General features: G+C 68.2%; 11 protein-coding genes. 1 reads left to right on the plus strand and 10 read right to left on the minus strand.

Going from position 1 to position 12562, the window contains the following annotated elements; genetic code table 11:
* Positions 1 to 137: 137 nt before the first annotated feature.
* The 5 genes from OEJ36_RS07240 to hutC form a co-directional block, all read right to left on the minus strand.
* The gene (locus tag OEJ36_RS07240; protein ID WP_263400925.1) at positions 138 to 1544 is read right to left on the minus strand and encodes an amino acid permease; all 1407 of its coding nucleotides are present in this window, start codon (positions 1542 to 1544) and stop codon (positions 138 to 140) included.
* 92 nt (positions 1545 to 1636) lie between these two features.
* Positions 1637 to 3169 (minus strand): histidine ammonia-lyase, encoded by a 1533-nt coding sequence (hutH, locus tag OEJ36_RS07245; protein ID WP_263400926.1) that lies wholly within the window; start codon positions 3167 to 3169, stop codon positions 1637 to 1639.
* 2 nt (positions 3170 to 3171) lie between these two features.
* On the minus strand, positions 3172 to 4842 hold the full coding sequence (gene hutU / locus OEJ36_RS07250; RefSeq protein ID WP_263400927.1) for a urocanate hydratase: 1671 nt from the start codon (positions 4840 to 4842) through the stop codon (positions 3172 to 3174).
* A gap of 432 nt (positions 4843 to 5274) precedes the next feature.
* Positions 5275 to 5865, minus strand: a complete 591-nt coding sequence (locus OEJ36_RS07255; protein WP_263400928.1) for a HutD family protein — start codon at positions 5863 to 5865, stop codon at positions 5275 to 5277.
* The gene (gene hutC, locus OEJ36_RS07260) at positions 5862 to 6530 is read right to left on the minus strand and encodes a histidine utilization repressor (RefSeq protein WP_263401055.1); all 669 of its coding nucleotides are present in this window, start codon (positions 6528 to 6530) and stop codon (positions 5862 to 5864) included. Before hutC ends, OEJ36_RS07255 begins: the two co-directional genes overlap by 4 nt.
* Before the next feature lie 200 nt (positions 6531 to 6730).
* On the opposite strand from hutC, the gene OEJ36_RS07265 reads away from it, so the two are divergent.
* Complete coding sequence (locus tag OEJ36_RS07265) at positions 6731 to 8089, plus strand: formimidoylglutamate deiminase (protein ID WP_263400929.1); 1359 nt, start codon at positions 6731 to 6733, stop codon at positions 8087 to 8089.
* 4 nt (positions 8090 to 8093) lie between these two features.
* On the opposite strand, the gene OEJ36_RS07270 is transcribed toward OEJ36_RS07265, so the two are convergent.
* The 5 genes from OEJ36_RS07270 to OEJ36_RS07290 all read right to left on the minus strand — a co-directional run bounded on the left by OEJ36_RS07270 (position 8094) and on the right by OEJ36_RS07290 (position 12405).
* On the minus strand, positions 8094 to 8651 hold the full coding sequence (locus OEJ36_RS07270; protein WP_263400930.1) for a lipocalin family protein: 558 nt from the start codon (positions 8649 to 8651) through the stop codon (positions 8094 to 8096).
* Positions 8648 to 8902, minus strand: a complete 255-nt coding sequence (locus tag OEJ36_RS07275; RefSeq protein ID WP_021221206.1) for a hypothetical protein — start codon at positions 8900 to 8902, stop codon at positions 8648 to 8650. Before OEJ36_RS07275 ends, OEJ36_RS07270 begins: the two co-directional genes overlap by 4 nt.
* A gap of 69 nt (positions 8903 to 8971) precedes the next feature.
* Positions 8972 to 9571, minus strand: a complete 600-nt coding sequence (locus OEJ36_RS07280) for a DUF924 family protein (protein ID WP_263400931.1) — start codon at positions 9569 to 9571, stop codon at positions 8972 to 8974.
* 3 nt (positions 9572 to 9574) lie between these two features.
* Entirely contained in the window at positions 9575 to 10585 is a 1011-nt protein-coding gene (locus OEJ36_RS07285; protein ID WP_021221208.1) for a class 1 fructose-bisphosphatase, read from the minus strand.
* 173 nt (positions 10586 to 10758) lie between these two features.
* Positions 10759 to 12405: a histidine kinase N-terminal 7TM domain-containing protein gene (locus OEJ36_RS07290; protein WP_263400932.1), complete on the minus strand. Its 1647-nt coding sequence runs from the start codon at positions 12403 to 12405 to the stop codon at positions 10759 to 10761.
* Positions 12406 to 12562: the final 157 nt, after the last annotated feature.

The raw sequence follows: 12562 nt of genomic DNA on the forward strand, positions 1-12562 counted from the left end.
AGAGCAAATGCCCGGAGGGCAGGCCATCGGCTTCCGGGCAGGGAACCGGCCAGAGCCGGTTCCCGTACGTCGGCGACGACGAATTCTCGTGAATGGCGGGTACGCCCAGGCGCCCCGCTCATCCCGCGTACGACCACTCAGTCATCCAGACTCAACACGGACGGCACCTCCTGCCGCCCCTCACCAACGCCCGGCCGCACCCAGATGAACCAGGCGATGACCAGCAGGGCGATCCACACCGCGCCCACCAGCAGCGCGACCTGGGTCTTCGGGAACCAGCCAAGCACGCCGAAGACGAACAGCATGAAGGCGATGGCGCAGGCCGGCCCCAGTGGCCAGAACGGCACAGGGAAAGCCAGCGCCGCTACTTCTTCGCGGCCGAGACGGCGACGCATGCCGACCTGGGCCAGGAGGATCATCAGCCACACCCAGACGGTGGCGAAGGTGGCGATGGAGGCCACCAGCAGGAACACGTTCTCCGGGATCAGGTAGTTCAGCAACACACCCAGCAACAGCGCAGCGGCCATTACCAGCACCGTCATCCAGGGCACGCCATGGCGCGAGACGCGGGCGAAGCCCGAGGGTGCCTGGCCCTGCTGGGCCATGCCGAAGAGCATGCGACCGGCACCGAATATGTCGCTGTTGATCGCCGAGACCGCCGCCGAGATCACCACCAGGTTGAGCAGGGTCGCGGCCGAAGTGATGCCCAGGCTGTCGAATATCTGCACGAAGGGACTGCCCTGGGTACCGATCTGCGGCCAGGGGAAGATCGACATCAACACGAACAGGGTCAGCACGTAGAACAGCAGGATGCGCAGCGGCACCGCGTTGATCGCCTTGGGAATGGTGCGACGCGGGTCCTGCGCCTCACCGGCGGTGATGCCGATGATCTCGATGCCGCCGAAGGCGAACACCACCACCGCGAAGGAGGCGATCAACCCGCCCAGGCCGTTGGGCATGAAGCCACCGTGGCTCCAGAGGTTGGCGACACTGGCAGCATGGGTGGCCTCGGCCATGCCGAAACCGAACAGGAGGATGCCGAAGCCGCCGAGGATCATGGCAACGATGGCCGAGACCTTGAGCAGCGACAGCCAGAACTCCAGCTCGCCGAACACCCGCACGCTGCACAGGTTGAGGGCGCCGATGAAGAAGATGATCGACAGCACCCAGATCCAGCGCGGCACCTCGGGGAACCAGAAGCTCATGTAGATGCCGAAGGCGGTCACGTCGGCCAGGCAGACGATGATCATCTCGAAGGTGTAGGTCCAACCGGTGAGGAAGCCCGCCAGCGGGCCGATGTAGCTGCTCGCGTACTGGCCGAAAGAGCCCGATACCGGCTCGCGCACCGCCATCTCCCCAAGGGCGCGCATCACCATGTACACCGCTGCCCCGGCCATCAGGTAGGCCATGAGCACGGCCGGCCCAGCCATCTGGATGGCCGACGCCGAACCATAGAACAGGCCCGTGCCGATGGCCGAGCCCAGTGCCATGAAGCGTATGTGCCGGGCGTTGAGGCCCCGGCGCAGGCTGGTCTGTACAGTCATTCCCTTATTCTCCTTGTTCTTGGGGTGGTGGGCGGCTCCGGCGCCTCCATCGCAAGCGCCGCCCGGCATGACGGGTGGTCGGGGTGCCGGCCTCAAAGGCTCGGCAGCAGCCCTCCCGGGATCAGTTCATTGAGGCAACCGCTGGCCAGCAGCACGCTGGCGGCCTCGATGTCGGGAGCGAAGAATCGGTCCTCCTGGTAGTACGGGACCTGGCCGCGCAGCAGCGCACGGGCTTCCTCCAGCTTCGGCGAACTCTTCAACCCCTCGCGGAAATCCAGGCCCTGGCAGGCGCCCAGCCATTCGACGGCGAGGATGCCGCGCACGTTCTCGGCCATGGCCCAGAGGCGCTTGCCGGCGTTGGGTGCCATGGAGACGTGGTCTTCCTGGTTGGCCGAGGTGGGCAGGCTGTCGACGCTGTGGGGGTGCGCCAGGGCCTTGTTGTCGCTGGCCAGGGCGGCGGCGGTGACCTGGGCGATCATGAAGCCCGAGTTGACCCCGCCATTGGCCACCAGGAAGGGCGGCAGCTGCGACATGTGCTTGTCCATCATCAGCGAGATGCGCCGCTCGGAGAGCGAGCCGATCTCGGCAATGGCCAGGGCCAGGTTGTCGGCGACCAGGGCCACCGGCTCGGCGTGGAAGTTGCCGCCGGACACCACGTCGCCCTGCTCGGCGAACACCAGCGGGTTGTCGGAAACGGCGTTGGCCTCCACCTCCAGCACCTCGGCGGCCTGGCGCATCTGGGTCAGGCAGGCGCCCATCACCTGGGGCTGGCAGCGCAGGGAGTAAGGGTCCTGCACCTTGTCGCACTGGGCATGGGAGCGGGCCACTTCGCTGCTGTCGGTGAGCAGCGCGCGGTAGGCGGCGGCGACGTCGATCTGCCCGCGCTGGCCACGGGCGGCATGGATGCGCGCATCGAAGGGCGCCCGCGAACCGAGCATGGCCTCGACGCTGAGGCCGCCGCAGACGGTGGCGGCGGCGAACAGGTCCTCGGCCTCGAACAGCCCGCGCAGCGCATAGGCGGTGGACGCCTGGGTGCCGTTGAGCAGGGCCAGGCCCTCCTTGGCGGCCAGGGTCAGCGGCTCCAGCCCGGCGATGGCCAGGGCCTCGGCGGCCGGCAGCCACTGGCCCTTGTGGCGCGCGCGGCTCTCGCCGAGCAGCAGCAGGGACATGTGCGCCAGGGGCGCGAGGTCGCCGGAGGCGCCCACCGACCCCTTGAGCGGAATGTGCGGGTAGACCTCGGCATTGATAAGCGCGATCAGCGCGTCGATCACCTTGCGGCGGATGCCGGAGAAACCACGGGCCAGGCTGTTGACCTTGAGCAGCATGATCATCCGCACCAGGGCGTCGTCCAGCGGCTCGCCGACACCGGCGGCGTGGGACAGCACCAGGGAGCGCTGCAGCTTCTCCAGGTCCTCGCGGGCGATGCGGGTGGAGGCCAGCAGGCCGAAGCCGGTGTTGATGCCGTAAGCGGTGCGGTCCTCGGCGATGATGCGCTCGACGCAGGCGACGCTGGCCTCGATGGGCGCATCGGCGCTGCTGTCCAGGCTCACGCGTACCGGCCCGAGATGCACCTGGCGCAGTTGCGCCAGGGTCAGTTGGCCGGGGTGCAGATGGAGGTCGAACATGCTCATTCCCCCTTGCCGATCATCGGCAGGTTGAGGCCCTGCTCGCGGGCGCAGTCGATGGCGATGGAGTAGCCGGCGTCGGCATGGCGCATCACGCCGGTGCCCGGATCGTTGGTCAGCACGCGGGCGATGCGCGCGGCGGCCTCATCGGTGCCGTCGCAGACGATGACCATCCCCGAATGCTGGGAGAAGCCCATGCCCACGCCGCCGCCATGGTGCAGCGACACCCAGGTGGCACCGCTGGCGGTGTTCAGCAGGGCATTGAGCAGCGGCCAGTCGGACACGGCGTCGGAGCCGTCCTGCATGGCTTCGGTCTCGCGGTTGGGGCTGGAGACCGAGCCGGAATCGAGGTGGTCGCGACCGATGACGATGGGCGCCGACAGCTCGCCGCTGCGCACCATCTCGTTGAACGCCAGGCCCAGCTTGGCGCGCTGGCCCAGGCCGACCCAGCAGATGCGCGCCGGCAGGCCCTGGAAGGCGATGCGTTCGCGGGCCATGTCCAGCCAGCGGTGCAGGTGGGCGTCGTCGGGAATCAGCTCCTTCACCTTGGCGTCGGTCTTGTAGATGTCCTGCGGATCACCGGAGAGCGCCGCCCAGCGGAACGGACCGACGCCGCGGCAGAACAGCGGGCGGATATAGGCCGGGACGAAGCCGGGGAAGTCGAAGGCATTGGCCACGCCTTCTTCCTTGGCCATCTGGCGGATGTTGTTGCCGTAGTCGAAGGTGGGGATGCCCTGCTTCTGGAAGTCGAGCATGGCCTGCACGTGCACGGCCATGGACTGCTTGGCGGCCTTGACCACGGCAGCGGGTTCGCTCTGCGCGCGGTCGCGGTACTCCTCCCAGGTCCAGCCGGCCGGCAGGTAGCCGTTGAGCGGGTCGTGGGCGCTGGTCTGGTCGGTGACCATGTCCGGGCGCACGCCACGGCGCACCAGCTCGGGGAGAATCTCGGCGGCGTTGCCGTGCAGGGCGATGGAGATGGCGCGGCCTTCGGCGGTGTACTTGGCGATGCGCGCCAGGGCGTCGTCGAGGTCCTTGGCCTGCTCGTCGACGTAGCGGGTCTTCAGGCGGAAGTCGATGCGGCTCTGCTGGCATTCGATGTTCAGCGAGCAGGCGCCGGCCAGGGTCGCCGCCAGGGGCTGGGCGCCGCCCATGCCGCCGAGGCCGGCGGTGAGCACCCAGCGACCGGCGAGCTTGCCGTCGTAGTGCTGGCGGCCGGCCTCGACGAAGGTTTCATAGGTGCCCTGGACGATGCCCTGGCTGCCGATGTAGATCCAGCTGCCGGCGGTCATCTGGCCGTACATGGCCAGGCCCTTGGCGTCCAGCTCGTTGAAGTGTTCCCAGGTCGCCCAGTGGGGCACCAGGTTGGAGTTGGCGATCAGCACCCGCGGGGCGTTGGCGTGGGTCTTGAACACCCCGACCGGCTTGCCGGACTGCACCAGCAGGGTCTCGTCCTCGTTCAGCTCCTTGAGAGTGCGGACGATGGCGTCGTAGCACTTCCAGTTGCGCGCAGCACGACCGATACCGCCGTACACCACCAGCTCCTTGGGGTTCTCGGCCACTTCCGGGTCCAGGTTGTTCATCAGCATGCGCAGCGGCGCTTCGGTCAGCCAGCTCTTGGCGTTGAGCTGGGTACCGCGAGGGGCGCGGATCTCGACATCACGAAATTTGGTCATGGCAGGCTCCTGGGAGGCGTGGAGTGCAGATGGATGGGATCGTACCCCGGGATATCTACACACATATAAACTTGTACATACAAGCATATGCAAGTGAAAGGCCAGTTCGGAGAAGCGCGCCTCACTGCATCGCAAGGAGCCGCTGTACGCCGCGAATGGCGGGGCCCAGAGCAAACGCAAAATGTTCGGCGGTGGACCGCAAGGAAGGTAGCCGACCTGTTACCGGGTGGCTTTCCTGGGGCAAAGAGCCCCCTTCTGCGCACGGGAATGGGGCATTCGGTAACGCGGCGGGGAAACAGGGGAAGGAAACGCAGGTTGGGCCGGGCGGCGTTCCGCTGGAGCGCGGAGCCTCATGCAGCGAAGCCAAACGCTACGCCGTTGGGCCTCGCGGTGCTCGGCGCCAACCTAGGGCACCGAGTTCAACCAAGGGGATCAGCGCGGTTGCAGCTCGATCAGGCAGCAATCCACCACGGCCAGCGCATCGAGCACCAGCTCGCGCAGCGTGCCATTGCCTTCCAGGTGCAGGCAGTCATGGCGACCGAGGTGCAGTGTCTCGCCCCCGTCCAGGCGCACTTCCAGCCCTTCGCCGGCGCTGAACAGCAACAGGGTGTCGGCAGCGCTGAACAGGCGCAGCGGCCCGTTGACGCGCTGCCACTGCAGGCGGGCGGCGAAGCGCTGCGGGGCATAGATGAGGTTGAAGTCGCGGATGGCGCCGCCCAGCAGTTCGCACTGCACGCGGCTGCCGCCGTCGAAGGCGAAGGCGTCACCGGCCGTCAGCTCGCGGGACGGGACGTCGTCCACTACCAGGCGCATGCCGGCGCCCTCCAGCACGGTGATGACGCGCTGGTAACCGGTGAAGGCGGAAAAGGGCCCGGGCTGGCCGACATCGGCGATGGACAGGCGCCAGCCGAAACCGTCGAGGTCGGCGCCGCCGTCGCGGAGGATCTCCTGGGTGGAACCGGCGCCGTTCTTCCACGGCATGCGCGGGTAGTCGGCGGCGCGCAGCACGCGGGGCAGGCTCATGAGCCGAACCGCCCTTCGAGGCGGTAGCGCGAGCCCGGGTAGAGCAGGCGCGCGCTGGTGACGGTATTGCGGCCCGACCAGGTGCGGCGGCGGATCAGCAGGCAGGGTTCGCTGCGCTCGATCAGCAGCAGGCGGCATTCGTCGGCGTCGGCGAGGATCGCCTCGACCACGTGCTCGCCCTCGGTGAGCGGCGCTACCTGGGACAGGTAGGCGTAAGGGGTCTGCTGGGTGAAGTCCTGCTTGAGGTAGTCCGGCGCCACCGCCGCGTTGACGTAGCGGTCCTCGATCTGCACCGGCACCTCGTTCTCGTAATGCACGATGAGCGAATGGAACACCCGCTGCCCCTCGCGCACATCCAGCGCCAGGGCACGCTCGGAGCCGGCCAGCTCCTCGCCCAGTGCGATCACTTCGCAGCGGTGCGCATGGCCCCGCGCGGCGATCTCCTCGGCGATGTTGTGCACCTCGAACAGCGCCGCCTGGCCCTTGGGCTCGGCGACGAAGGTGCCGACGCCCTGCATGCGCACCAGGTAGCCCTCGGCGGTCAGCTCGCGCAGGGCGCGGTTGACGGTCATGCGGCTGACGCCCAGCTCGTTGACCAGCTCGCTCTCGGAGGGCACGCGATGGTGCGGCGGCCAGGTGCCCTCGTCGATCTGCCGGCAGATCATCTGCTTGACCCGTGCATAGAGCGGCGCAGGCGCCTCGCCGGGCTGGACGGCGAAGGACGGGATATCGACAGGCGGATTGGGCACGGGAACACTCCTTGGCGGCACGCTCGGCTGGTCGGCCGGGGAACAGGGCGAGTTTACGGTCTCGATATACGTCTGTATATGTATATACAAATAACAACCCTCGCAGGTCGCCAATCATGCCAGCCTTCTTCACCGAACGAGCCCTGTTGCCCCAGGGCTGGGCCAGGGACGTCCGTTTCGAGGTGGCCGCGGATGGCCGCCTGAGCCGCGTGGAAGCAGGCGCCACGGCCGATGACGCCGAGCGTCTGAACGGCCCGGTGGTGCCGGGCATGCCCAACCTGCATTCCCACGCTTTCCAGCGCGCCATGGCCGGCCTGGCCGAGGTGGCGGGCGACCCCAACGACAGCTTCTGGACCTGGCGCGACCTGATGTACCGCCTGGTGGGTCGCATGGAGCCGGAGCAGGTGGAGGTGATCGCCCGCCAGCTCTACATCGAGATGCTCAAGGCCGGCTTCACCGGCGTCGCCGAATTCCATTACCTGCACCACGACCGCGACGGCCGCCCCTATGCCGACCCGGCGGAGCTGGCCCTGCGCATCAGCCAGGCCGCCAGCCGCACCGGCATCGGCCTGACCCTGCTGCCGGTGCTCTACAGCCACGCCGGCTTCGGCGGCCAGGCGCCCAACGAGGGCCAGCGCCGCTTCATCAACTCCACCGACGGCTACCTCGCCCTGCAGCAGCGCCTGCGCGCAGCACTGCCCGCCGGGCAGGTGCTGGGCACCTGCTTCCACTCGCTGCGGGCGGTGACACCGGAGCAGATCGAGGCCGTGCTGGCGGCGGACCCGGGCGACGCGCCCATCCACATCCACATCGCCGAGCAGCGCAAGGAAGTGGACGACTGCCTCGCCTGGAGCGGCCGCCGCCCCCTGCAATGGCTGTACGACAACGTCGATGTGGACCCGCGCTGGTGCCTGGTCCACGCCACCCACGCGGAACCCGACGAGGTCGAGGCGATGGCCCGCAGCGGAGCGGTGGCCGGCCTGTGCCTGACCACCGAAGCCAACCTGGGCGACGGCATCTTCCCGGCGGTGGACTACCTGGCCCAGGGCGGGCGCTTCGGCATCGGCTCCGACAGCCATGTGTCGGTCAGCCCGGTGGAAGAGCTGCGCTGGCTGGAATACGGCCAGCGCCTGCGCGACCAGCGCCGCAACCGCCTGCACCAGGCGAATCAGCCCCGCGTAGGCGACGCCCTCTACCAGGCGGCGCTGAGCGGTGGCGCCCAGGCCCTGGGCCAGCCCACCGGCGCCCTGGCAGCAGGCCAGCGTGCGGACTGGCTGGTGCTGGACGGCAACGACCCCTACCTCGCCACCGCCCAGGACGACGCGCTGCTCAACCGCTGGCTGTTCGCCGGCGGTGATCGCCAAGTGCGTGATGTGATGGTGGCGGGTCGCTGGGTGGTGCGGGACGGCCGTCACCCCGAGGAAGAGGCGACGGCGCGGGAGTTCGCCGGCGTGTTGCGATCCCTGCTGGGCTAGGGGATCAGCGCGGCATCTTGTCGTCCGGCGTACGCCAGATCAGGCCATCGGTGTCGTAACCCTGGTCGCGGGCCAGCTTCAGCAGGTGCGCGCGAGTGTGTTCCGGCACCTCGGGGGTGCGTGACAGCAACCAGAGGTAGGTGCGGTCCGGGTGGCCCACCAGCGCGGTCTGGTAACCGTCATCCAGGTAGAGCACCCAGTACTGGCCCTTGGTGAGGTCCGGCGCCAGGCGGCTGAACCAGTTGTCGAAGCGCACCCAGAGCTTGTCCGTCTGCCCCTCGACCTGGGGCACGGCCTGGCCCTGGGCTTCCTTCCATTCCCCTTCGGCGGTGCGGCAACGGTTGAGCACGCCCACCGTGCCACCCGGCTGCAGGCTGTAGTGGGCTTCGGATTGTGCGCAATGGCGCTGGAAGAACATCGGCAACCGCGCCAGTTCGTACCAGGTGCCCTGGTAGCGCTCCAGATCCACCGAACCCACCGTGCGCGGTGGCGCGGCGGGCTCGCCGGAGCCGGCGCAACCGGCCAGCAGCACCGCGCCGAGCAGCAGCGCCAGGCGGGTCATTTAAGGCCCTGCCCCTGGTACATCATCACCTTGTCGCCAGCGAACTGGATGCTGATGAAGGCCTTCTGGTCACCCCAGGTGCAACTGGTCAGGCCCACGGCGCCGGAGCACTCGGTGGGTTCGCCGATGATCTGCTCGACCTCGGCCTTGGCCATGCCGGCCTTGATCTTCGAATAGTTCTCCTGGTTGATCTTGTTGCAGGCGACGAGCGCGACGCAGACGGACAGCAGGGCGAGGATGCGCAGTTGCATGAATGACTCCGTGGTGTGGGGAATACCGCGGCAAGCTTGGCACAGCGCCACGGGGAATGCCCATTGGAGTCAGAAGCGCGAGCCGGGTTCCTTGAGGAAAGCGGCTTCCTCGACGCTGGAGGCACGGCCGAGGATGGCATTGCGATGGGGGAAGCGGCCGAAGCGGGCGATCACCGCGTGGTGGCGCACGGCGTAGTCGAGGAAGCCGTCGAACAGCTCGCGCTCGGCGGGGGAAACGGCATCACGCAGGGCGGTGTAGCGCTGAACGGCCAGTTCCTGGGTAGCCAGGTCCTCGGCGTGCTCGAAGACGATCTCGATGAACACCCGGCGGATCGGCGCGAGCTGCGCATCCAGGCCACGGGCGATGCCGTCGCGCACCAGTGCCAGGGCACGGGTGTCGCCGGCAAAGGCGCGGGGCTGGTCACGGAAGAGCATGCGCGGCAGCTGGTCCAGCAGCAGGATCAGCGCCAGCCAGCCCTCGGGCTGCTCTGCCCAGTCGGCCAGGCCGCCGTCCAGCGCCTGCTCCACCTGGGTGCCGAAGCACTGGCGGGCGTGTTCGTCCTGGCTGTCGCGCTTGCCGAACCACAGGCCCTGGCGCGCGGCAGCCGTCTCGGCGGCGTCGGCGAAATCGCCGAACCACCAGTCGAGCAACGGCTGCCAGGGCTGCACGGCTTATTCCTGGTGGTAGCCGGTAACGCGCTCGACTTCTTCCTTGGAGCCCAGGAACACCGGCACGCGCTGGTGCAGGGAGGTGGGCTGGATGTCGAGGATGCGCTGGCGGCCATCGGTGGAGGCGCCGCCGGCCTGCTCGATGATGAAGGACATCGGGTTGGCTTCGTACATCAGGCGCAGCTTGCCGGGCTTCTCCGGCTCACGGGCGTCCCAGGGGTACATGAACAGGCCGCCACGGGTGAGGATGCGGTGCACGTCGGCCACCATGGAGGCGATCCAGCGCATGTTGTAGTTCTTGCCCAGCGGGCCTTCCTTGCCGGCCAGCAGCTCGTCCACGTAGCGCTTGACCGGGGCTTCCCAGTGACGCTGGTTGGACATGTTGATGGCGAATTCGGCGGTGGCGGTGGGCACGCGGATGTCGTCGTGGGTCAGTACGAAGCTGCCCAGCTCGCGGTCCAGGGTGAAGCCCTTGACGCCGTCGCCCAGGGTCAGCAGCAGCATGGTCTGCGGGCCGTAGATGGCGTAGCCGGCGGCCACCTGCTTGGTGCCCGGTTGCAGGAAGGCCTGCTCGTTGAGGCTGTCGTTCTGGGAGAGGTACTCGTCCGGGCAGCGCAGCACCGAGAAGATGGTGCCGACCGAGACGTTGACGTCGATGTTGGAGGAGCCGTCCAGCGGGTCGAACACCAGCAGGTACGCACCCTTGGGGTACTTGCCGGGGATCTGGTAGGCGTTGTCCATCTCTTCGGAGGCCATGCCGGCCAGGTGGCCGCCCCACTCGTTGGCTTCCAGGAGGATTTCGTTGGAGAGCACGTCGAGCTTCTTCTGTACCTCGCCCTGTACGTTCTCGGTGCCCATGCTGCCGAGCACGCCGCCGAGGGCGCCCTTGGAAACGGCATGGCTGATTTCCTTGCACGCACGCGCCACGATCTCGATGAGGAAGCGCAGATCGGCAGGGGTGTTGTGGCTACGGGTCTGCTCGATCAGATAGCGACTCAGGGTTACGCGGGACATGGAAGAGGCTCCGGAGGGGAAGTAAAAACGCGCGCAGTTTAGCGCGACTCGCGCCGCAATGCTGCAAGCCGCTCGGCAGCCTTCTGCAATGCCCGGAGCAGAGGCGCCGGAGGCCTTCTGGGCGGCACGCAGAATCATCTGACGCAGCAAACGCCAACTGGTTCAGCGGCGGCTCAGAGACTCACCCGGGCCAGCGCGCAGACCTGGTTGCGGCCGTTGCGCTTGGCGTCGTAGAGCGCGGCATCGGCCACCTGCAGCAGCTCGTCGAGGCTCTGCCCCTGGCTGGGCCAGATGGCCAGGCCGGCGGACAGGGTCACGTGCAGCTCGCCGCCACGGGTCGCCAGGCCGGTATCGGCCAGTTCGCGACGGATGGCTTCCAGGCGTAGGCGCGCCTCTTCGCTGTCGGCACCCGGGAGGATCAGCAGGAACTCCTCGCCGCCGATGCGGAACACCGCGTCGGTGCTGCGCAGGCTGCATTCCAGGAAGCCGGCGACGCCCTTGAGCACATCGTCGCCCACAAGGTGGCCGTGGCGGTCGTTGAGCTGCTTGAAGTGATCCAGGTCGATCAGCGCCAGGGCGATGGGGGTTTCCTCGCGGAGGCTGCGGGCCTGCTCGCGGGCGAAGAATTCGTTGAGGTAGCGGCGGTTGTAGAGCCCGGTGAGCGGGTCGCAGAGGGCCTGCTCCTGCAACTGCTCGTGCAGGCTGGAGATGGTGAGCAGGCGTTGCTCGCTCAGGGCCAGGGCCTCGGCCAGCTGCAGCTCGCTGCGGTGGCGCTCGGTCACTTCGCGCAGGTAGACCATCCGCCCCAACACATGGCTGCCGGTGCGGGTGACCCGCTCGATGGCCCGGGCGCGCACCTCGAAGTAGCGCGGCGGCTCGCCCAGGGTCAGCATCGGCTCGCCACTGGCCTGCGCCTGCAGCAGGCCGTGCAGTTCGACGCCGATCACCGGCCAGCCCAGCAGCGCCCTGCCCTGCCAGCCGTTACGCAAGCCCGCCAGGCGCAGCGCGGCGGGGTTGGCCTCGATCACGCGGCCCTTGGCATCGATCACCAGCACCGGATCGGGCAGCTCCTCCAGCAACAGGTGGCGCGCCACCGGCAGCAGGTCGAACAGGCGCACGCCGAGGATCAGCCAGGAAAACGCCAGCAGGGTGAAGGCGAAGCTGAAGGGCGTCGGGTCGAAGCCGAACAGGGTCCAGCCGAACACCACGTAGCTGATGTTGGCGGCCCAGGGCACGCAGGTGACCACGACGAAGGCAAGGTAGTGGCGGCGATGCAGGCCGTGGCTGGTGATCACCGCGCGACTCACCACCGCCAAGCAGAACAGCATCAGCACATAGACGTACACCGCGGTGCCGTGGAACAGCACGCCGTGCTCGTACACCACCGGCGCACCCGGCAGGTTGGAAGCCGGCGCCGTGGCCGGGCCATAGAAGGCCTGCCAGGGGTTGAGCAGCGCCAGGCCCCAGGCCGCCAGCGGCGCGATCGCCAGGGGCAGGTAGCGCTGCGGCGCCAGAGGCTCGCGGATGCTGTTGACGTATTGCCAGAGGAACACCGCCCAGAGGGTGGGCACGGCGACGATGCCCGGCCAGGCCATGCTGGCCCAGAACACCTTGCACGAGGCGCCCTGGGCGGCCAGCTCGAGGCCGGCGGTGGTCAGCCACCAGAGAATGCAGACGTGCAGGACGACGAAGCTGGCGCGGCCCGGGAAGTAGCGCTGGCGGCCGATCCAGCGGGCCAGGAACATGATGCCGACACTCAGCATCCCGGTGAACAGGACGGGAGTGGTCAGGGCCCAGCCGGAGCCACCGCACATGCTCATGCCGGGCAACCCACGGCGAGCCGGCGAATGACCGGCCGCCCGAAGAAGGACTGGCCCAAGAGGCGGGCAGCTTGCAGCTGCGGAATGAAGTCGAGCACCGGCCGTACCTGACGCAAAGGAACGTTGCGCGACCCCTGTCGCGCAACGGCGTCAAGAT

This window comes from Pseudomonas sp. PDM13 (assembly GCF_025685765.1).
GTDB lineage: Bacteria > Pseudomonadota > Gammaproteobacteria > Pseudomonadales > Pseudomonadaceae > Metapseudomonas > Metapseudomonas solani.

Coding starts and splice junctions, on each gene's coding strand:
- OEJ36_RS07240 (WP_263400925.1), bottom strand. CDS start 1,544: ATGACTGTACAGACCAGCCTGCGCCGGGGCCTCAACGCCCGGCACATA.
- hutH (WP_263400926.1), bottom strand. CDS start 3,169: ATGTTCGACCTCCATCTGCACCCCGGCCAACTGACCCTGGCGCAACTG.
- hutU (WP_263400927.1), bottom strand. CDS start 4,842: ATGACCAAATTTCGTGATGTCGAGATCCGCGCCCCTCGCGGTACCCAG.
- OEJ36_RS07255 (WP_263400928.1), bottom strand. CDS start 5,865: ATGAGCCTGCCCCGCGTGCTGCGCGCCGCCGACTACCCGCGCATGCCG.
- hutC (WP_263401055.1), bottom strand. CDS start 6,530: ATGATCTGCCGGCAGATCGACGAGGGCACCTGGCCGCCGCACCATCGC.
- OEJ36_RS07265 (WP_263400929.1), top strand. CDS start 6,731: ATGCCAGCCTTCTTCACCGAACGAGCCCTGTTGCCCCAGGGCTGGGCC.
- OEJ36_RS07270 (WP_263400930.1), bottom strand. CDS start 8,651: ATGACCCGCCTGGCGCTGCTGCTCGGCGCGGTGCTGCTGGCCGGTTGC.
- OEJ36_RS07275 (WP_021221206.1), bottom strand. CDS start 8,902: ATGCAACTGCGCATCCTCGCCCTGCTGTCCGTCTGCGTCGCGCTCGTC.
- OEJ36_RS07285 (WP_021221208.1), bottom strand. CDS start 10,585: ATGTCCCGCGTAACCCTGAGTCGCTATCTGATCGAGCAGACCCGTAGC.
- OEJ36_RS07290 (WP_263400932.1), bottom strand. CDS start 12,405: ATGAGCATGTGCGGTGGCTCCGGCTGGGCCCTGACCACTCCCGTCCTG.